This window comes from Pseudothauera lacus, from assembly GCF_003034845.1.
GTDB classification, from domain to species: Bacteria; Pseudomonadota; Gammaproteobacteria; order Burkholderiales; family Rhodocyclaceae; genus Pseudothauera; species Pseudothauera lacus.
Genome location: NZ_PZKC01000004.1, coordinates 14,530 through 34,130 on the forward strand (window position 1 = coordinate 14,530; position 19,601 = coordinate 34,130).

The following is a 19,601-nucleotide window of genomic DNA, read 5'->3' on the forward strand; positions in this document are numbered from 1 at the left end:
TCAGGACGGCGACACCGGCAGGTAGAGGGTTTCCTTGATCTCTTCCATCACCACGTAGCTGCGCGATTCTGCAGCGGCGGGGAGCTTGAGCAGGATGTTGCCGAGGAGGCGGCGATATTCGCTCATCTCGGCGATGCGGGCCTTCACCAGGTAGTCGAAATCCCCCGACACCAGATGGCACTCCATGACTTCGGGAACGAAGCGCATCTCGTTCTTGACGCGCTCGAAGACCTCGCCGGACTTGGCCGACAGCTTGATTTCGACGAACACCAGCAGGCTGCGTCCGAGGGCGTGCGGGTTGACGTGGGCGTGGTAGCCGGTGATCACGCCGTCGCGCTCCAGGCGGCGCACGCGCTCGGTGCACGGGCTGGCCGAAAGACCGACCTTGTCGGCCAGTTCGGTCATCGCCATGCGGGCATTTTTCTGCAGCAGATCGAGAATCTTGCGGTCGATGCGGTCGAGGTCGCGCATGTCACTCCCAGGCATGGCCGTCAGGGTGTTTGACGATAAAAATCACTTTTAGAAGGCACTAGTTTAGTGAAAAGCACTGTGATATGCGAACTAGACTTCACATATTCAATGCAATCGTGCTCTTGTGGAGATACTCATGCACGTACTCGTCCTCGGCAGCGGCGTCATCGGCACCACCACCGCCTACTATCTGGCCCGCGCCGGTGCGCGCGTTACCGTGGTCGATCGCCAGCCGGCGCCGGCGATGGAGACCAGTCATGCGAACGCCGGTCAGGTCTCGCCGGGCTACTCCACACCGTGGGCGGCCCCGGGCATTCCCCTGAAGGCGGTGAAGTGGCTGTTCCAGCGCCACGCGCCGCTGGCCGTGCGTGCCGACGGCAGCCTCTTCCAGCTGCGCTGGATGCTGGCCATGCTGCGCAACTGCACGCCGGCGGCGTATGCGGTGAACAAGGAGCGCATGATGCGTCTGTCGGAGTACAGCCGCGATTGCCTGCGCGAGCTGCGCAGCAGCACCGGCATCCACTACGAGGAACGCATGCGCGGCACGCTGCAGCTGTTCCGCAGCAAGGCGCAGCTCGACGCCGCGGCACGCGACATTGCCGTGCTGGAGGAGTGCGGCGTGCCTTTCGAACTGCTCGACCGCGATGCCCTGGCCGGAGCCGAGCCTGCTCTTGCGCGGGTGAAGCACAAGCTCGCCGGTGGGCTGCGCCTGCCGAATGACGAAACCGGCGACTGCGCCCTGTTCACCCGGCATCTGGCAGCGCTGGCGGCGGAGCAGGGGGTGGTGTTCCGCCACGGCCTGGCGGTGGATGGTTTCGAGATGGAAGGCGGGCGCATCCGCGCGCTGCGCGCCGCAGACGAACGCCTGGAGGCCGATCGCTACGTGCTTGCGCTGGGCAGCTACTCGCGTCCCTTCCTGCAGCCCCTCGGGCTGGACATTCCGGTGTATCCGGTGAAGGGCTATTCGCTCACCGCAGCGCTCACCGACGCCGCCGCGGCGCCGCTGTCCACCGTGCTCGACGAAACCTACAAGGTCGCGGTGACGCGCTTCGAGCAGCGCATCCGCGTGGGCGGCATGGCCGAGCTGGCGGGTTTCGACCTGTCCCTCGACGCCCGCCGGCGCGCCACCCTGGAGATGGTCGCGGACGATCTCTTCCCCGGCAGTGGCGACCTGCCGCGCGCCGAATTCTGGACCGGACTGCGGCCGATGACCCCGGACGGCACGCCGCTGGTCGGCCCCTCGGGGATCCCCGGGCTGTACCTCAACACCGGCCACGGCACGCTGGGCTGGACCATGGCCTGCGGCTCCGGGCGCCTGCTTGCCGATCTGGTCTGCGGTCGTCAGCCCGCCATCCGCGCCGACGACCTCGGCGTGGCGCGCTATCGCAGCGGCAGCGCGCCACGCCACGCCGGCGGCACCCACGCCGCGCACGCCTGAGCGCGCCGTCACACCATTTTGCCGGAGCTGCGGCGACGGGCGCTCTATACTGAAGCATCACCCCCGCGCCGGAGCTCCCGCATGGATCTCGATCTCGCCGTCTTCCGCCTCAACGCGCTGGCCACGCTGACTGCCACGGACGCAGGGGGCAGGCGCGCCGGTGCCGCGAACAACGATTTCTTCAACACCCTGCTGAATGCCCAACTCGCCCTCCATCCCGGTGCCGGCGGTGCGGCGGCGGGGCTGGGCGGCGGGCTGGCGTCCGCCCGCCTCGATGCCGTGCTCGGCCAGCTCGAGGCCAGCAACGCCACCTTCATGCGACGCTACAACGCGCGCGTCGGTGAAATCGGTGACGAGGCCAGGGTGCTGGAGCAGTTGCGCGCGCGCGTCGCCGAGCTAGGCGAGGCCAGCCGTGCGCTCGGGCAGATCGACGGCGGCGCCGACGATGCCGCGGTGACCGCCGCCGTGCAGGGCTTCATTGCGCGCTACAACGCCTGGGATGCCGAGTTCGACCCCTATTTCGAAGCCGGCGGGCTGCTGGCCGACAACCAGGCCGGCGAGGTGGCGCGTTTTTCGCTGCGCCGCGAGGTCGGCTCCATCTTTCATGGCGCGGGCAACGGCGGTCACGCCCTGGGCTTCACCGACATGGGGCTGAGCTTCACCGCCGATGGTCAGGCGGTGCTCGACGAAGCCGCCTTTGCCGCCGCTCTGGGGGCCAACCGCAGCGGCGCGCTGCAGACCCTCGCCAACGTCGCGCAGGCCTTCGGTGATGCCGCCGAGATGCTCGCCGCGGACGGTCATCTGCTCGACCGCCGCATCGACAACGCCGCCCGCGCGGTGGCCTGGGCGGCCGACAACCAGCGCGCGGTGGAGGCCGAGTTCGGCCCCGGTGCGCTGACTGCGCGCGTGCGCAGCTGAGGCGCGGCAGCCAGCACCCCAAGGCATTGCGCGCGCGGATGACTATACCGTCTGGACGGTATAGTATTGGAGCCTGCCTGCGTATTGCGAGGAAAGTCATGGCTCCCGGAGTGTTCACCGCCCGTTCGCTTGTGCTGCTTGCCGGCAGCGTACTGGCGCTCGCCGGGTGTGGCGAGCGCGCCGCGCCGCCTGCCGCCGAGGCACCCGAACTGCCGGTGCACATGATGGTGGTGGAACCTGACCGGATGATGGCAGGGCGTTTCTTCGTCGGCCAGGTGGAAGCCGCCAGCACCGTCGATCTGGCGTTTCAGGTCGGCGGACGGCTGCAGACGCTGCCGGTGCAGGAGGGCCAGACGGTGCCAGCCGGGCAGTTGCTCGCCGCCCTCGATCCCACCGACTTCCGTCTCCAGGTCGAGAAGGCCGAAGTCGCCGCGGCGCGCGCGGCGCGTGACCTCGAGCGCGGCCGTCAGCTCAATGCGCAGGGCTTCGTCAGCGAGGCCATGCTCGACGGCTACGAGCTGGCCGCACGTGAGGCCCGCCTGACCCTCGAACAGGCCCAGCGCAACCTTGGCCATGCCCGCCTGGCGGCCCCTTTCGATGCCCTCGTCACCCGCCGCCTGCAGGAGCGTCACGCCATGCTGCAGGCTGGCGCCCCGGTGCTGCGCGTGCATAACCTTGCCGAGCTGCGCATGCACGTGCATGTGCCGGAGATGCTGGTCCGCCACGCCGGCGGCTTCGAGCGCCACCGCGCCCATGCGGTGCTCGACGAGAGCACTGGCGAGGTGCTCGAACTGCAGTATCTCGAACACGCCGCAGAGGCCGATCCGGTCAGCCAGACCTACCGCGTCAGCTTTGCCATGCCGCGCCCGCAGGATCGTCTGCTGCTGCCGGGGATGACCCTGCCGGTGCGCATCAGCGCGCGCGAGGCGCTGGCCCTGGAGGCGATCTGGATTCCCCTTGGCGCGCTCGACACCTCTGCAGAAGGCGTGCTGCACGTCTGGCGCTACGACGAAGGCAGCGGCAGCGTCAGCCGCCAGCGCGTGCTGGTCGGCAACGTGCGCAACGACGCCATCATGGTGGTCGACGGCCTGCGGGCCGGCGACCGCATCGTCACCGCCGGCGTCGCCCATCTGCACGAGGGGCAGCGCGTGCGCCCGTTTTCCGGCTACTGAGCGGGGCTGGCGCGATGTCCCTGGCCACCCACGCCATCGAGAAACCCGTCCACACCTGGATGCTGATCCTCTTCTGCCTGTTCGGCGGTCTGTGGGCGGTGGTCAGCATCGGCAAACTCGAAGATCCCGCCTTCACCATCAAGCAGGCGGTGATCCTCACCGACTACCCGGGTGCGAGCGCTGTCGAGGTCGAGCAGCAGATCACCGAGCTGCTCGAAACCGCCCTGCAGCAACTGCCCCAGCTCAAGCATCTGGAGTCGCGCTCGACGCCGGGCAACTCGCGCATCACCGTGGAGATCAAGGACCGCTACCGCGGCGCCGAGGTGGCGCAGACCTGGGACGAGCTGCGCCGGCGCGTCCATGACGTCCAGCCGCGCCTGCCGCCGGGGGCCAAGGCGCCGCAGGTGATCGACGATTTCGGTGACGTCTTCGGCATCTACTACGCCGTGCGCGCCGACGGTTTCACCACCCGCGAGCGCTACGAGCTGGCCGATTTCCTGCGCCGCGAACTGCTCACCCTGCCCGGGGTGGCGAGGGTGGAGACCGCCGGCGTGCTCGAAGAGCGCATCTACGTCGAGATTCCCCGCGAACGACTGAGCGCGCTGGAGCTGTCGCTGTCGCAACTGGCGGCGCTGATCCAGGTCGAGAGCGTGGTGGTGCAGGCCGGCGACGTCGTCCTTGGCGACCGCCGCGTGCGGCTGCGCAGCCAGGCCTTGCTGGGTTCGGCCGATGCCGTGGAGGATCTGCGCATCGGCATTCCCGGCACGACCCGCGAGCTCAGCGTGGGTGATGTCGCCACGGTCATCCGCAGCGACAACGAGATTCCCGCCCATCTCATCCGCCACAATGGCCAGCCTGCGTTCACGCTGGCGGTGTCGGCGCTTGCCGACGCCAACATCGTCGAGGTCGGGGCGGTGGTCGAGGCCTATCTCGACGCCTTGCGGCTGCGCATTCCCGCAGGCGTGGACATCCAGCCGATCTACCAGCAGCACGTCGTGGTGGCCGAATCCATCGACAGCTTCATGGCCAACCTGGTGCTCTCGGTGAGCATCGTCATCGCCGTCCTGTGTCTGGCCATGGGCTGGCGCATCGGCGTCGCGGTGGGCGCCACGCTGCTGCTCACCGTGCTCGGTTCGGTGTTCTTCATGAAGCTCTTCGGCATGGAGATGCAGCGCATCTCGCTGGGGGCGCTGATCATCGCCATGGGCATGCTGGTGGATAACGCCATCGTCGTTGCCGAGTCGATGCTGGTCGCCATGCAGCGCGGCCTGCGCGCGCGCCAGGCCGCCGCCGAAGCCACCACGCGCACGCAGATGCCGCTGCTGGGGGCCACCGTGATCGGCCTGATGGCCTTTGCCGGCATCGGCCTGTCGCAGGACGTCACCGGCGAGTTCCTCTTCTCCCTCGCTGCGGTGATTGCCATCTCGCTGCTGCTGAGCTGGTTGCTGGCGGTCACCGTGACGCCGCTCTTCGGCCACTACCTGTTCGGCCGTCTGCGTGGCGGCGATGGCGACGCGCTCTATGGCGGCGTGGCCTACCAGCGTTACCGCGCCATGCTGGCGCTGGCCCTGCGCCACCAGTGGAAGACCATCGCCGCGCTGGTGGCGCTCACCGCGCTGGCGATCGCCGGCTTCACCGCGGTCAAGCAGGATTTCCTGCCGCCGTCCGATACACCGCTATTCACCATCAACTACTTCAAGCCCCAGGGCAGCGACATCCGCGCCACCGAGCGCGACGTCATCGCCATCGAGGCCGCATTGCTGCGTCGTCCGGAGGTCGAATCGGTGACCAGCTACGTCGGTCAGGGCGGTGCGCGCTTCATGCTCACCTACTCGCCGGAGGCCGCCAATGCCGCCCTCGGCCACCTCATCGTGCGCCTGCATCCGCAGCACCGCGCGCGCATGGATGCGCTGATGGCCGAAGTGCAGGGGGAGGTACGTACCGCCCTGCCGGACAGCGAGATTTACCTGCGCCGGCTGATGTTCGGCCCCGGCGACGGTGCCAAGATCGAGGCGCGCTTCTCCGGTTCCGACCCCATGCAACTGCGCGCGCTCGCCGAGCGTGCGCAGGCGCTGATGCAACACTCCGGCGCCGTTGTCGATCTGCGCCACGACTGGCGCCAGCGCGAACTGGTGCTGGTGCCGCGCTGGCATGAGGCGCACGCGCGCACCGCCGGCGTCACCCGCGCCGATCTTGCCGAAGCCACGGCCTTCGCTACCGTGGGCATCCGCAGCGGCAGCTTCTACGAGGACGAGCGCCAGATTCCCATCATCCTGCGCCCGCCGCAGGCCGAGCGCCTGGAGGCCGCGCGACTCGACGACCGCCTGATCTGGAGCGCCGCCGAGGGCCGCTACATCCCGCTCGCGCAGGTTGTCGACGGTTTTGCCGTCGACCATGAGGAAGCCCTCATCCAGCGCCGCGACCGCGTGCGCACCCTCACCGTGCAGGGCGAGCCGGCCGCCGGGCTGACCGCCGACGCTGCCCTGCGCCAGGTGCGCGCCGCCGTCGAGGGCATCGCGCGTCCGCATGGCTATCGCCTGGAGTGGGGTGGCGAGTACGAGAACTCGCAGCGCTCGCGCACCTCGCTGGGCGCCACGCTGCCAGGCAGTTTCCTGGTCATGCTGGTGATCACCGTGCTGCTGTTCAACGCCTGGCGGCAGGCGCTGGTGGTGTGGCTGATCGTGCCGATGGCGATCTGCGGGGTGACTGCCGGACTGCTGCTGACCGGCATGCCGTTCAGCTTCACTGCGCTGCTCGGGCTGCTCAGCCTCTCCGGGATGCTGATGAAGAACGCCATCGTGCTGATCGACGAGATCGACAACCGCCGCAGCGGCAAGGCGGCCTGCGGCGAAGCGGTGATGGAGGCCAGCGTGAGCCGCATCCGCCCGGTGGTGCTCACCGCCCTGACCACCGTGCTGGGCATGCTGCCCCTGCTGTGGGATGCCTTCTTCGCCTCCATGGCGGTGACCATCATCGGCGGCTTGGCCTTCGCCACCGTGCTTACCCTGGTGGCGGTGCCGGTGTTCTATGCGCGCATCTTCGGCATCCGTGCCGCCACCTCACAGGGAGACCACTGAATGGCCGGTAAACGACAGGGCGCGCAGTCGCGCCTGGCCATCCTGCAGGCTGCTGCGCGGGTGATCGAGGCTGCCGGTGCCAGCCATCTCACCCTCGATGCGGTGGCGCACGAGGCCGGCATCAGCAAGGGCGGGCTGCTTTATCACTTCCCCAGCAAGGAGGCGCTGCTCGAAGGCATGCTCGGGCGGGTGGTGGAACGTTCGCTGCAGTTCCGTGCCGAGGCCCGCGAGGCGGCGCCGCACAGCACCCTGCTGCAGCGCCTGCTGCAGGCGCGCCTGCGCCTCTATGCCGATGTTGACGACAGTGTGCTGCTTGCCATTCTCGCCGCCGCAGCGGAGCGTCCGGCCCTGCTCGACGGTGTGCGCCCGGAGATTGCCGCAGCGCTGGCCGGAGTACAGGACGAGCACGCGGACGCCGTGGGGGCGCTGATCGTCTGGCTCGCCAGCGAGGGTCTGGCGCTCTATGAACGCCTCGATCTGGCCGCTTTCGACCCCGCCCTGCGCAATGCCATCGAGGTTCGCCTGCAGGCCATGGCCGCGCAGCTGGCTGCCGGCGCGGGGTCAGATCCGGAAGCGTGATGTGCGGTTTCGGACAGTCCGCGCATGCCAGCGCGGCAGGCGGCAGTCCAGCCGGGGTTGCGAGCGTGATCATGAGGCCATCGTTGTGGTCAGCATGACCAGTGTCAGGTAACGGCCGAACTTGGCGATGGTGACCAACAGCAGGAAACTCCACAGCGGTTCGCGCATCACCCCGGCGACAACGGTGAGCGGGTCGCCAATCACCGGCATCCAGCTCAGCAGCAGCGACCAGCGGCCATAGCGGTGGTAGCGCGCCTGCATGCTGGCCAGGCGTTCGCCGCGCAATGGGAACCACTTCCTGTCGTGCCAGCGTTCGATGCCGCGGCCAAGGAGCCAGTTTACCAGCGCGCCCAGCACGTTGCCGAGGGTGGCTACGGCCAGGAGTGCCCAGACCGGGTAGGTGCCGAGCACCAGCAAGCCGACCAGCACGGCCTCCGACTGCATCGGCAGCAGGGTCGCAGCGAGGAGGGCGGAAAGGAACAGGCCGGAGAGGGCTGCGGACATCGCGACTCGGGGGCCGCCCTTGCGCCTGCGGCAGGCGTGGTGCGGGAGGGAAGGGCGGCGCCTGCGCCCCGCCGCCAGCCCTGAGCGGGTCTGCGTGCAACAGGGCGAGGTGATGGGGGAGTGGTGCCGGCAAGAGGAGTCGAACCCCCGACCTTCGCATTACAAGTGCGCTGCTCTACCAACTGAGCTATGCCGGCGCGCGGCGGATTATAGCCCAGGAGCCTGCGCCCGCGCAGCGCGTGCCTCAGCGCGGCGGCGCGCGCCTGCGCCCCTTGGGCTGGAAGACCAGACAGGGCAAGCCGGAGGAGGCCAGCACCTCGTACTGGGGCAGGCGCTTGCTCTTGAAGCCGAGCTTCTGGCAGCCGTACGGAAAGGTGGCGTCGTGGGTGATGTAGAAGTGCGCGCAGGCGTTGCAGTTGGGGGTCGGAGCGCTCACGGTGGTGCCGGTGGTGAGGGGACTGTAGCGATGATAGCGCAGCGGCGGGGCGGTGCCGGCCTGGCATGCGCGCCGGCTTCTTGCTTCCGTGTGGACTCGCTCAGCGCACCCAGGTGCGCACGCTGCCGTCCGAATAGGCCCCCAGCACGCTGCCCGGACGGGCACCGTAGGCCACCGCCAACGTGCTCAGGCCGCTGGCGCGGGTGCCGGTGGGCTGGGCGGCCTGCCAGTGGTGCAGCAATTCGCCGCTGGCGCTGCTCCACAGCATGATGCGGCCGCCGGGCAGGCCGGTGAGCAGGGTGCCGTTGTCGGCGGCGAAGCGGGCGCTGACGATGGTGGTGCGCGGCTGGCCGATGGTGGCCACGGGCTGGCCGTCGGGCAAGCGCCAGATCTGTCCCTTGCCATGCGCGCGGGCGCCGAACAGCAGGCTGCCGTCGCCCGCCAGGGTGAGCACGGTGACTGCGCCATCGAACTTCCAGCTCAGCCCTGCCTCACCACTGTCGAGCGTCCACGACTGCACAATGCCGTCGCTGGCGCCGGTGACGCCGAAGCGTCCGTCGGCGCTGATGGCGACCGCCGTCACCGCGCTGCCGTGGCGGATGCGCGCCAGCGGCTGTGCGCTGGCGGTATCGATGAGGAGGGCGTGGTTGTCGTGCAGGCCGACCAGCAGCCGGCGGCCGCCGGCTGACAGGGCGAGCGCCTGGATGCCGCCGGTGGTGGACCAGAAGCCCAGTGCGCGGCCGCTGGCGGTGTCCCAGAGGACGATGCGGTGGCGCTCGGCGGTGGCGGCGTGCTGGCCGTCGGGTGAGAAGGCGGTGGCCACCAGGGCGCCGGCGTCTTCGCCGTGCTGCCAGTCATGGAGGCGGGTGGCATCGCTCACCCGCCACAGGCTGGCGCCGTGGAAGACGCTGGCGGTGAGCAGGTGCTCACCGGCAGGGTCGAAGCTGGCGGCGAACAGCCCGCCCTCTTCGGTCGCCTGCCAGTGCCGTTCGGCAACATCCGCGCAGCCGCCGAGGGCGAGCACGGCGGCGCTGAGGAAGGCGGCAAGGGCAGGGCAGCGATGACTCACCGGAGGGTTCTCCACGGGTGGTTTCGAGGTCGATTGTACGCGCGCCGGCAGCGTAAGCCCGCATGTCTCACCCCGTCCCTGCTGCGGGTGCCGATACGCTCGCCGTGGCACGCCGTACTCGCTCGCGCCGCCTCGACGTAGTGTCAGCTACGCCTTCGGCGCCGCTCGCTCCGTGCGGCGCACCACGACGGCGCCTCGACCCCCTCGTGACGTGCCAGTGTGAGAAATGCGGGCCAGGGCGGCGCCCGGCGCGGCAAGAAAAACCCCGCCGGGAGGGCGGGGCGGGTGTGCTGCGGGGGGGGCGCTCAGGCGGTGACGACGGGGATCTTGCCGATCTTCGCCTGCCACTCCTTGGGGCCGGTGTTGTGCACGCTGGTGCCGCTGGAATCGACCGCCACGGTCACCGGCATGTCTTCGACAGTGAACTCGTAGATGGCTTCCATGCCGAGGTCCTCGAAACCGACCACCTTCGCTTCCTTGATCGCCTTCGACACCAGGTAGGCCGAACCGCCCACCGCCATCAGGTAGGCGGACTTGTTGTCGCGGATGGCGTCGATCGCCACCGGGCCGCGCTCGGACTTGCCGATCATGGAGATCAGGCCGGTCTGCTCCAGCATCATGCGGGTGAACTTGTCCATGCGGGTGGCGGTGGTGGGGCCGGCCGGGCCGACCACTTCGTCGCGCACCGGGTCGACCGGGCCGACGTAATAGATCACCCGGTTGGTGAAGTCCACCGGCAGCTTCTCGCCCTTCGCCAGCATGTCCTGGATGCGCTTGTGCGCGGCGTCGCGGCCGGTGAGCATCTTGCCGTTGAGGAGCAGGATCTGGCCCGGCTTCCAGGAGGCGACTTCCTCCTTGGTGAGGGTGTCGAGGTTCACCCGGGTGGCGACGTTGGTGTCGGCCTTCCAGGTGACGTCGGGCCAGTCTTCCAGCTTCGGCGTTTCCAGCTTGGCCGGGCCGGAGCCGTCGAGGTGGAAATGCACGTGGCGGGTCGCCGCACAGTTGGGGATCATCGCCACCGGCAAGCTGGCCGCGTGGGTGGGGTAGTCCATGATCTTGACGTCGAGCACGGTGGTCAGACCGCCCAGGCCCTGCGCACCGATGCCCAGCGCGTTGACCTTCTCGATCAGCTCCAGGCGCAGTTCCTCGACGCGGGTGAGGGTGGCACCGCTGGCCGCCTTGGCCTTCAGTTCATGGATGTCCACCGGCGCCATCAGCGACTCCTTGGCCAGCAGCATGGCCTTCTCCGGCGTGCCGCCGATGCCGATGCCGAGGATGCCCGGCGGACACCAGCCGGCGCCCATGGTCGGCACGGTCTTGATCACCCAGTCCACGATGGAGTCGGACGGGTTGAGCATGGCCATCTTGGTCTTGTTCTCCGAGCCGCCGCCCTTGGCTGCACAGATCACTTCCACATGGTGGCCGGGGACGATCTCGTAATGCACCACCGCCGGCGTGTTGTCCTTGCTGTTCTGGCGTTTGCCGGCCGGGTCGAGCAGCACCGAGGCGCGCAGCTTGTTGTCCGGGTGGTTGTAGGCGCGGCGCACGCCTTCATTGACCATGTCCTGCACGCTCATCCTGGCGTCCCAGCGCACGTCCATGCCGACCTTCAGGAACACCACGGCGATGCCGGTGTCCTGGCAGATGGGGCGGTGGCCCTCGGCGCACATGCGCGAGTTGGTGAGGATCTGCGCGATGGCGTCCTTCGCGGCCGGGCTTTCCTCGCGTTCATAAGCTTCGCCCAGCGCCTTGATGTAGTCCAGCGGGTGGTAGTAGCTGATGTACTGGAAGGCATCCGCGACGGACTGGATCAGGTCTTCTTCGCGAATCACGGTCATGGCGAGGTTCTCCGTAGTGGGGGGCGGGCAGGCCCCGGGCGGGGCACACGAAAACCCGGAATTCTAGCATCGCCCCGGCGCCCGGACCGGGTAACGGCGCAGAGATCTGTCTGTAAGTCGTGTGTAAGATAGATATTCTTCAATAGCGCCCAGTTCGCGGCGGTAGATGCGAAGAAGTGCAGAAGGTCGGTGTTGCCGACGGCTCCCTCCGGGAGCGCGCTTCAACCTAATTAATAGAACAGTTAGGAGAGGAAAGAATGTCCAACGAACAGCAGCTGCGTGTTTACAACCCCTCGGCCGACGTGGTGAAGAACGCCGCCGTGTCCGGCATGGATGCCTATCTGGCGCTGTGCAAGGAAGCCGAGCAGGACTACGAAGGCTACTGGGCGCGCCAGGCGCGCGAGCTGCTGGACTGGAAGGTGCCTTTCAACCAGGTGCTGGACGAGAGCAATGCTCCTTTCTTCAAGTGGTTTGCCGACGGCAAGCTGAACGCCTCCTACAACTGCCTCGATCGCAACGTCGACAAGGGTCTGGGCGACAAGGTCGCCATCATCTTCGAAGCCGACGGCGGCGAAGTCACCAAGGTCACCTACAAGGATCTTCTCGCCCGCGTCTGCAAGTTCGCCAACGCGCTGCGCGGCATGGGCGTCAAGAAGGGCGACCGCGTCGTCATCTATCTGCCGATGTCCATCGAAGGCATCGTCGCCATGCAGGCCTGCGCCCGTATCGGTGCCACCCACTCGGTGGTCTTCGGCGGCTTCTCCGCCCAGGCCCTGCGTGACCGCATCAGCGATACCCAGGCGGTGGCGCTGATCACCTCCGACGGCCAGTTCCGCGGCGGCAAGGCCCTGCCGCTGAAGGCGATCGCCGACGAGGCGCTGTCGCTGGGCGGCTGCGAAACCGTGAAGAATGTCGTCGTCGTCAAGCGCACCGGTGGCGATGTCACCATGGCCGCCGGACGCGACCAGTGGTACACCGACCTGGTCGCCGGTCAGGCCGACACCTGCGAGCCGGAGTGGGTCGAAGCCGAACACCCGCTGTTCCTGCTCTACACCTCCGGCTCCACCGGCAAGCCCAAGGGCGTGCAGCACTCCACCGGCGGCTATCTGCTGCATGCGGTGCTGACCATGAAGTACACCTTCGACATCAAGCCGAACGATGTCTTCTGGTGCACCGCCGACATCGGCTGGGTCACCGGCCACACCTACATCACCTATGGCCCGCTGGCCTGCGGCGCCACCGAGATCGTCTTCGAAGGCGTGCCCACCTACCCGGACGCCGGCCGTTTCTGGAAGATGATCCAGGACCACAAGGCCACCGTGTTCTACACCGCGCCGACCGCGATCCGTTCGCTGATCAAGGCCGCGGACAACAACCCGGCCGTGCATCCGAACAAGTACGACCTCACCAGCCTGCGCATCCTCGGCTCGGTGGGCGAGCCGATCAACCCGGCGGCCTGGGAGTGGTACTACGAGAACGTCGGCGGCAGCCGCTGCCCGATCGTCGATACCTTCTGGCAGACCGAGACCGGTGGCCACATGATCACCCCGCTGCCGGGCGTCACCCCGATGGTGCCGGGTTCCTGCACGCTGCCCTTCCCGGGCATCCAGGCTGCGGTGGTCGATGAGACCGGTACCGAAGTGCCCAACGGCCAGGGCGGCATCCTGGTGGTCAGGCGTCCGTGGCCGTCGATGATCCGTACCGTGTGGGGCGACGACGAACGCTTCAAGAAGTCCTACTACCCGGACGACTTCAAGGGCAAGCTGTATCTCGCCGGCGACGGCGCGATCCGCGACAAGGACACCGGCTACTTCACCATCACCGGCCGTATCGACGATGTGCTCAACGTCTCCGGCCACCGCATGGGCACGATGGAAATCGAATCCGCCCTGGTGGCTCACGAGAATGTTGCCGAAGCCGCCGTGGTCGGCCGTCCGGACGAGGTCTCCGGCGAAGCCATCGTGGCCTTCGTGGTGCTGAAGGGCGAGCGCCCCACCGGCGATGCCGCCAAGGCCATGGTCAAGGAACTGCAGAACTGGGTCGGTCACGAAATCGGCCCCATCGCCAAGCCCAAGGACATCCGCTTTGGCGAGAACCTGCCCAAGACCCGTTCGGGCAAGATCATGCGACGCCTGCTGCGTCAGCTGGCGAAGGGTGAGGAGATCACCCAGGATACGTCGACCCTCGAGAATCCGGCGATCCTGGAGCAGCTGAAGACCTCCGCCTGACGGCGGAACTACCGGTAACCGGCCCGCAGAGGCCGAACCGGCAACAATAACGAGGCAAGCCGGCTCCGCCGGCGTGGGGAGGAGGAGAAAGGCGCGCCGCAAGACGCGCCTTTTTTCTTCCCTTCCTGGCCGATACAGCCTTGCCGGCGGCCTGCCGCAGGGCTGTCCTGAGCGAAGTGGAAAAGCCCATGGTCCGGACGGCAATGGCCTGCCGGGCTAATATATCCGTATGGCCGTAGCGGAAATGGAGGTGCATCATGCGCAAGGGACTCGCCGGGCAGCGTCTGGCAGGCGTCTTTCTGGGCGGCATGCTGCTGTTCAACTATCCGCTGCTGTCGCTGTTCGACGTTGCCACGCTGACGCTGGGCTTTCCACTGCTGTACATCTACGTGTTCGCGGTGTGGGCGGCGATGATCGCGCTGATCGCCTGGATCGTCGAACGCGGATCGCGCTGAGGCAGCCCCGACCATGCTCTCCGGTGCGCTGATCGTCGGCGTCTCCTTCGCCTACCTGCTGCTGCTCTTCGCGGTCGCCCATTTCGGCGATCGTCGCGCCGATCAGGGGCGCTCGATCATCGCCAACCCGTGGACCTACGCCCTCTCGCTGGCGGTGTACTGCACGGCGTGGACCTACTTCGGCAGTGTCGGGCGCGCGGCCTCCGGCGGGGTTTGGTTCCTGCCCATCTATCTGGGGCCGACACTGGGCTTTGCGCTGTCATGGCTGATCATCCTGAAGATGATCCGCATCGCCAAGGCATACCGCATTACCTCCATCGCCGACTTCATCGCCTCGCGCTACGGCAAGAGCCATTTGCTCGGCGGCCTGGTCAGCGTCATCGCCGTGGTCGGCACCGTGCCCTACATTGCCCTGCAGCTGAAGGCCATCTCCAGCGGTTATGCGTTGCTGATCGGCGAGCACGACGCCGGCTACCGCGCCATTCACGCGGGCTCCTGGCTGCACGACAGCACGCTCTACATCGCCCTCGTGCTGGCAGTGTTCACCGTTTTCTTCGGCACCCGCCACCTCGACGCCACCGAGCGCCACGAGGGCATGGTGGCGGCGATCGCCTTCGAATCGGTGGTCAAGCTGGTGGCCTTCATGGCGGTCGGCCTGTTCGTCACCTACGGGCTCTTCGACGGTTTTGGCGACATCTTCGCGCGTGCCTTTGCCGATGCCGACCTCGCCGGCCTGTTTACCGTCTCCGGCGGTAGCACCGGGGGCTATGGCGGCTGGTTTGCGCTTACCCTGCTGGCGATGCTGTCGGTGATCTTCCTGCCGCGGCAGTTCCAGGTCACCGTGGTGGAGAACGTCAACGAACAGCACCTGCGCCGCGCCACCTGGCTGTTCCCCACCTACATGCTGGCGATCAACATCTTCGTGCTGCCCATCGCGCTCGGCGGTCTGCTGCTGTTCGGCAGCGGCACCGTGGATCCGGACACCTTCGTGCTCACCCTGCCGCTGGTCCATGAGCAGCGCGCGCTGGCGCTGCTGGCCTTCGTCGGCGGCCTCTCGGCGGCCACCGGAATGGTCATCGTCGAGACCATCGCCATCTCGACGATGGTCTGCAACGACCTCGTGATGCCCCTGCTGCTGCGCCTGAAGCGCTTCAAGGAAGCCGCATATCCGGACCTCACCGGCCTGCTGCTGGCCATCCGCCGCGGCGCCATCGTGCTGGTGCTGCTGCTCGGCTACCTCTACTTCCGCCTCGCCGGCGAGGCTTATGCGCTGGTCTCCATCGGCCTGATCAGCTTTGCCGCGGTGGCCCAGTTCGCTCCGGCCATGCTCGGTGGCATGTACTGGCGCGGCGGTACCCGCGACGGCGCGCTTGCCGGTCTGCTGGCCGGCTTCGTGCTGTGGGCCTACACCCTGCTGCTGCCGTCGTTCGCCAAGTCCGGCTGGCTCGATGCCAGCTTCCTCGACCACGGCCTGTTCGGCCTCGCCTGGCTGCGCCCGGAACAGCTCTTTGGCCTCCAGGGGCTGGACAACATCAGCCATGCGCTGTTCTGGAGCATGACCGCCAACATCGGCTTCTACGTGCTGGTCTCGCTGCTGCGCGCCCCCACCGGGCAGGAAGCCAGTCAGGCCACCCTCTTTGTCGATGTCTTCCGCCGTGGCCAGGGCGGCGTGCCGGCGAGCTTCTGGCGCGGCAGCGCCGAGGTTGCCGACCTGCAGCCGCTGGTGGCGCGCTTTCTTGGCAGCCGGCGGGCCGAGGAGGCCTTTGCCGGCTATGCGCGCTCGCGCGGTGTGGCGCGCGTCGAAGACCTGAAAGCCGACGCCGGTCTCGTGCACTTTGCCGAAACCCTCCTCGCCGGTGCCATCGGCAGCGCCTCGGCGCGGGTGATGGTGTCCTCGGTGGCGCAGGAAGAGCCGCTCGGCCTCGACGAGGTGATGAACATCCTCGACGAGGCCTCGCAGGTGCGCGCCTACTCGCACCAGCTCGAAGAAAAATCGCGCGAGCTGGAGGCTGCCACCGACGAGCTGCGCCGCGCCAACGAGCGTCTCAAGGAGCTCGACCGCCTGAAGGACGACTTCATGTCCTCGGTGACCCACGAGCTGCGCACGCCGTTGACCTCCATCCGCGCCTTCTCGGAGATGCTCCACGACGATCCGAAGATCGACCTCGCCGAGCGCACCCGCTTCCTCGGCATCATCGTCTCCGAAACCGAACGCCTGACCCGTCTGGTCAACCAGGTGCTGGACATGGCGAAGATCGAATCCGGCCACGCGGAGTGGCACAATTCGGACATCGACCTGCGCGAGCTCGTCGAGCACGCCGTCAGCACCACCGCGCAACTGTTCCGCGATCGCGGTGCCACCGTCGACGTGCAGTTGCCCGCGGCGGTGCCGCTGCTGCGTGCCGATCACGACCGCCTGGTGCAGGTGATGCTCAATCTGCTTTCCAACGCCGCCAAGTTCGTGCCCCAGGGCTGCGGGCGCATCAGCGTGCGTCTGAGCGCCGGCGAGGGCAGCCTGCGGGTGGATGTGAGCGACAACGGTCCGGGCATCGCCGCCGACTTCATGCCGGTGATCTTCGAGAAGTTCCGTCAGGGCGGTGACGCCCTTTCGCGGCCGCAGGGCACCGGCCTGGGTTTGCCGATCAGCAAGCAGATCGTCGAGCATTTCGGCGGTCGCATGTGGGTCGAATCGCCCCCCGCAGAGGGGGCCACCTTCTCCTTCGAACTGCCGCTCGCCGCGGCCACCGAAGGCGCAGAAGGTGCGGACAATGCAATAGAATAGACAACAGGGGAGACAAGGATGTCGAAGAAAATACTGATAGTCGATGACGAGCAGAACATCGTCATCTCGCTGGAATTTCTCATGAAGCGCGAGGGCTACGAGGTCAGCATCGCCAGCGACGGTGAAGAGGCTGTTGCGCGCATCCGCGCCGAACAGCCCGACCTCGTCCTGCTCGACGTCATGATGCCGCGCAAGGGCGGTTTCGAGGTCTGTCAGGAGGTCAAGTCCGATCCCGCGCTGAAGGCCGTGCGCATCCTCATGCTTACCGCCAAGGGGCGCGACACCGAGGTTGCGCGCGGACTGGCAATGGGCGCCGACGCCTACATGACCAAACCCTTCTCCACCCGCGACCTCGTCGAGAAGGTGCGTGCCATGCTCGCGGAGGCCTGATCAATGTCGGCACGGATGCGCTTTGCCCTCGCGGTGGTGGTGCTCGGCCTGCTGATGACCGGCCCCTTCGTGCTGACCGCGGCGCTGATCTGGATCGCGACCGAGGGCGCCGAGCGCGACACCCTGCTGCAGACCATTGCCCCGCACCTGCCGCTCGGCACCCTCGTCACCGCCTTCGGCTTCGGACTCGGCGTGGTGGTGGTGCGCGATCTCTTCCGTCACTACGTCAAGGGCCTGGAGCGCCTCGGTGAACAGCTGCGCCTGATGCTTGGCGCCAACCGCAACCTGCGCGTCACCCCCTCGGGGCCGCCGGAGGTGCAGGCCGTGGTGGCGGTGGCCAACGAACTGGCCGAGCAGCGCGACGCCATGATGGCTGACGTCGAAGCGCAGATCGCCCGAGCCAAGGGGCGCGTGGAAGAAGAGAAGAATCGCCTCGCGGCGCTGATGTCGGAGATCACCCAGAGCGTCGTGGTGTGCAATCTGGACGGCCGCATCCTGCTCTACAACGCCAGCGCGCGCGCGCAGTTCCGCGCCTTTTCGGCGGCTCCGGGTGTTGCCGGTGGCGGGGAGCTGATCGGTCTCGGGCGCTCCATCTACACCGTCTTCGACCGCAACCTGATCGCCCACGCGCTGGAGAACATCGAACAGCGCCTGCGCCGCCACGCCGTCCAGCCGGTGGCCAACTTTGTCACCACCACCGCCAGCGGCCAGCTCATCCGCGTGCAGATGGCTCCGGTGCTCCAGCACGGCAGCGCCGAAGGCGGTACCGCCGACAGCCGCCAGCTCGGCGGCTTCATCATCATGCTGGACAACATCACCCGCGACTTCGACAAGGAAGCGCAGCGTGACCACATGATCCACACCCTCACCGAAGGCAACCGCGCCGCCCTCGCCAACGTCCGCGCCGCCGCCGAGATGCTCGATTACGCCGACCTTCAGGACGAACTGCGGGTGCGCTTCCGCAAGGTCATCCGCGACGAGGTGAAGGCCATGAGCGAGCGCCTCGACGGCGCCGCCAGCGAGTTTGCCGACGCCCTCAAGTCGCGCTGGCCGCTCGAAGACATGCTTGGCGCAGACCTCGTTTCCGCCGCCCAGCGCCGCATCGAGAACCTCCTCAACCTGCCCACCAAGCTGGAGGATATCGACGAAACCCTGTGGGTGAAGGTGGACAGTTTCTCCCTGCTGCAGGCCATCGGTTATCTCGCCAGCCGCCTCTCCGACGAGTTCGAGGTCCGCGAGGTGCGCTTCCGCCTCAGCGCCGCCGGCGAGCGCCTGGTGCATCTCGACCTGATCTGGTCGGGGCAGGCGATGAGCACCGAGACGGTGATGAGCTGGGAGCTCGAACCGATGCGCTTCGCCGGCGAGAGCAGCCCGCTGGCGGTGCGCGACGTCATCGACCGCCACGGCGGCGAGATGTGGCTGGAGCGCGAGAAGGTCCGTCACCGTGCCTTCTTCCGTCTCCTGCTGCCCGCCGCGCTGCCTCAGGAGCAGGCCCTGGAGGCTGCCGGCCCCACCGAAAGCCGCCCCGAGTACTACGACTTCGACCTCTTCTCCTGGGGCGCCCGGGCCCATGAGCTGGACGACTGCCTGCTCTCCGAGCTGGCCTACACCGTCTTCGACACCGAAACCACCGGGCTCAACCCCTCCGAAGGCGACGAGATCGTCCAGATCGGCGCCACCCGCGTGCTCAACGGCAAGCTGCTGCGTCAGGAGTCCTTCGAGCAGCTCGTCGACCCGCGCCGCCACATGCCGCGCCAGGCCGTGCAGATCACCGGCATCAGCGCCGAGATGCTGCACGGCCAGCCCACCATCGACAAGGTCCTGCCGGCCTTCCATGCCTTTGCCGCAGACACCGTGCTGGTCGCCCACAACGCCGCCTTCGACATGCGCTTCCTGCAGCTCAAGGAAGCCGCCACCGGGCTGCGCTTCGATCAGCCCGTGCTTGACACCCTGCTGCTTTCCGCGGTGGTCCACCCCAATCAGGAATCGCACAGCCTGGACGCCATCGCGCAGCGCTTCGGGCTGGTCAATGACGGCCGCCACACCGCGCTGGCCGACGCCGTGGTCACCGCCGACGTGCTCATCAAGCTCATCCCGCTGCTTGCCGAGCGCGGCATCCGCACCCTGCGCGAAGCCCGCGAAGCTGCCCAGCAGACCTACTACGCGAGGATCAAGTATTGACCTGTGCGCTGACCGGGTCCGCAGCGGGGCAGGGCAAGGCGGCGTGCGCCGGCCCTGAGCCCG

At 67.8% G+C, this 19,601-nt stretch carries 15 protein-coding genes and 1 tRNA gene; 10 read left to right on the forward strand and 6 right to left on the reverse strand.

Features of this window, described 5'->3' with window-relative positions; translation table 11 throughout:
* A complete protein-coding gene (locus tag C8261_RS05605; RefSeq protein ID WP_107492694.1) occupies positions 1–471 on the reverse strand; it encodes a winged helix-turn-helix transcriptional regulator in 471 nt (156 codons plus the stop codon).
* A 136-nt stretch (positions 472–607) separates the two neighbouring features.
* On the opposite strand from C8261_RS05605, the gene C8261_RS05610 reads away from it, so the two are divergent.
* The 5 genes from C8261_RS05610 to C8261_RS05630 all read left to right on the forward strand — a co-directional run bounded on the left by C8261_RS05610 (position 608) and on the right by C8261_RS05630 (position 7,655).
* On the forward strand, positions 608–1,909 hold the full coding sequence (locus C8261_RS05610; RefSeq protein WP_107492695.1) for a D-amino acid dehydrogenase: 1,302 nt from the start codon (positions 608–610) through the stop codon (positions 1,907–1,909).
* Positions 1,910–1,990: 81 nt separating this feature from the next.
* Positions 1,991–2,827, forward strand: coding sequence for a hypothetical protein (locus tag C8261_RS05615; protein ID WP_107492696.1), 837 nt, complete (start codon positions 1,991–1,993; stop codon positions 2,825–2,827).
* A 98-nt stretch (positions 2,828–2,925) separates the two neighbouring features.
* Complete coding sequence (locus C8261_RS05620; RefSeq protein WP_181358857.1) at positions 2,926–3,999, forward strand: efflux RND transporter periplasmic adaptor subunit; 1,074 nt, start codon at positions 2,926–2,928, stop codon at positions 3,997–3,999.
* A 14-nt stretch (positions 4,000–4,013) separates the two neighbouring features.
* Complete coding sequence (locus tag C8261_RS05625; protein WP_107492698.1) at positions 4,014–7,076, forward strand: efflux RND transporter permease subunit; 3,063 nt, start codon at positions 4,014–4,016, stop codon at positions 7,074–7,076.
* On the forward strand, positions 7,077–7,655 hold the full coding sequence (locus C8261_RS05630; protein WP_107492699.1) for a TetR/AcrR family transcriptional regulator: 579 nt from the start codon (positions 7,077–7,079) through the stop codon (positions 7,653–7,655).
* 69 nt (positions 7,656–7,724) lie between these two features.
* Here the strand turns inward: C8261_RS05630 and C8261_RS05635 are convergent, their stop codons facing one another.
* The 5 genes from C8261_RS05635 to C8261_RS05655 all read right to left on the reverse strand — a co-directional run bounded on the left by C8261_RS05635 (position 7,725) and on the right by C8261_RS05655 (position 11,502).
* Positions 7,725–8,159: a YqaA family protein gene (locus C8261_RS05635; protein ID WP_107492700.1), complete on the reverse strand. Its 435-nt coding sequence runs from the start codon at positions 8,157–8,159 to the stop codon at positions 7,725–7,727.
* 121 nt (positions 8,160–8,280) lie between these two features.
* Positions 8,281–8,356: transfer RNA gene (locus C8261_RS05640), tRNA-Thr, on the reverse strand.
* A gap of 47 nt (positions 8,357–8,403) precedes the next feature.
* Positions 8,404–8,595 (reverse strand): hypothetical protein, encoded by a 192-nt coding sequence (locus C8261_RS05645; RefSeq protein WP_107492701.1) that lies wholly within the window; start codon positions 8,593–8,595, stop codon positions 8,404–8,406.
* Positions 8,596–8,695: 100 nt separating this feature from the next.
* Entirely contained in the window at positions 8,696–9,664 is a 969-nt protein-coding gene (locus C8261_RS05650; protein WP_107492702.1) for a WD40 repeat domain-containing protein, read from the reverse strand.
* A 305-nt stretch (positions 9,665–9,969) separates the two neighbouring features.
* Positions 9,970–11,502, reverse strand: a complete 1,533-nt coding sequence (locus C8261_RS05655; protein WP_107492703.1) for a fumarate hydratase — start codon at positions 11,500–11,502, stop codon at positions 9,970–9,972.
* A gap of 257 nt (positions 11,503–11,759) precedes the next feature.
* On the opposite strand from C8261_RS05655, the gene acs reads away from it, so the two are divergent.
* From acs to C8261_RS05680, 5 genes are all read left to right on the forward strand, one after another.
* Positions 11,760–13,730, forward strand: a complete 1,971-nt coding sequence (gene acs / locus C8261_RS05660; protein WP_107492704.1) for an acetate--CoA ligase — start codon at positions 11,760–11,762, stop codon at positions 13,728–13,730.
* Positions 13,731–13,987: 257 nt separating this feature from the next.
* Positions 13,988–14,185 (forward strand): hypothetical protein, encoded by a 198-nt coding sequence (locus C8261_RS05665; RefSeq protein WP_181358858.1) that lies wholly within the window; start codon positions 13,988–13,990, stop codon positions 14,183–14,185.
* A gap of 13 nt (positions 14,186–14,198) precedes the next feature.
* Positions 14,199–16,967, forward strand: coding sequence for a sensor histidine kinase (locus C8261_RS05670; protein WP_107492706.1), 2,769 nt, complete (start codon positions 14,199–14,201; stop codon positions 16,965–16,967).
* 18 nt (positions 16,968–16,985) lie between these two features.
* Positions 16,986–17,357: a response regulator transcription factor gene (locus C8261_RS05675; protein ID WP_107492707.1), complete on the forward strand. Its 372-nt coding sequence runs from the start codon at positions 16,986–16,988 to the stop codon at positions 17,355–17,357.
* A gap of 3 nt (positions 17,358–17,360) precedes the next feature.
* Positions 17,361–19,538, forward strand: coding sequence for a 3'-5' exonuclease (locus tag C8261_RS05680; protein WP_107492708.1), 2,178 nt, complete (start codon positions 17,361–17,363; stop codon positions 19,536–19,538).
* Positions 19,539–19,601: the final 63 nt, after the last annotated feature.

Coding starts and splice junctions, on each gene's coding strand:
- C8261_RS05680 (WP_107492708.1), top strand. CDS start 17,361: ATGTCGGCACGGATGCGCTTTGCCCTCGCGGTGGTGGTGCTCGGCCTG.
- C8261_RS05630 (WP_107492699.1), top strand. CDS start 7,077: ATGGCCGGTAAACGACAGGGCGCGCAGTCGCGCCTGGCCATCCTGCAG.
- C8261_RS05665 (WP_181358858.1), top strand. CDS start 13,988: ATGCGCAAGGGACTCGCCGGGCAGCGTCTGGCAGGCGTCTTTCTGGGC.
- C8261_RS05670 (WP_107492706.1), top strand. CDS start 14,199: ATGCTCTCCGGTGCGCTGATCGTCGGCGTCTCCTTCGCCTACCTGCTG.
- C8261_RS05610 (WP_107492695.1), top strand. CDS start 608: ATGCACGTACTCGTCCTCGGCAGCGGCGTCATCGGCACCACCACCGCC.
- acs (WP_107492704.1), top strand. CDS start 11,760: ATGTCCAACGAACAGCAGCTGCGTGTTTACAACCCCTCGGCCGACGTG.
- C8261_RS05605 (WP_107492694.1), bottom strand. CDS start 471: ATGCGCGACCTCGACCGCATCGACCGCAAGATTCTCGATCTGCTGCAG.
- C8261_RS05625 (WP_107492698.1), top strand. CDS start 4,014: ATGTCCCTGGCCACCCACGCCATCGAGAAACCCGTCCACACCTGGATG.
- C8261_RS05635 (WP_107492700.1), bottom strand. CDS start 8,159: ATGTCCGCAGCCCTCTCCGGCCTGTTCCTTTCCGCCCTCCTCGCTGCG.
- C8261_RS05620 (WP_181358857.1), top strand. CDS start 2,926: ATGGCTCCCGGAGTGTTCACCGCCCGTTCGCTTGTGCTGCTTGCCGGC.
- C8261_RS05675 (WP_107492707.1), top strand. CDS start 16,986: ATGTCGAAGAAAATACTGATAGTCGATGACGAGCAGAACATCGTCATC.
- C8261_RS05655 (WP_107492703.1), bottom strand. CDS start 11,502: ATGACCGTGATTCGCGAAGAAGACCTGATCCAGTCCGTCGCGGATGCC.
- C8261_RS05615 (WP_107492696.1), top strand. CDS start 1,991: ATGGATCTCGATCTCGCCGTCTTCCGCCTCAACGCGCTGGCCACGCTG.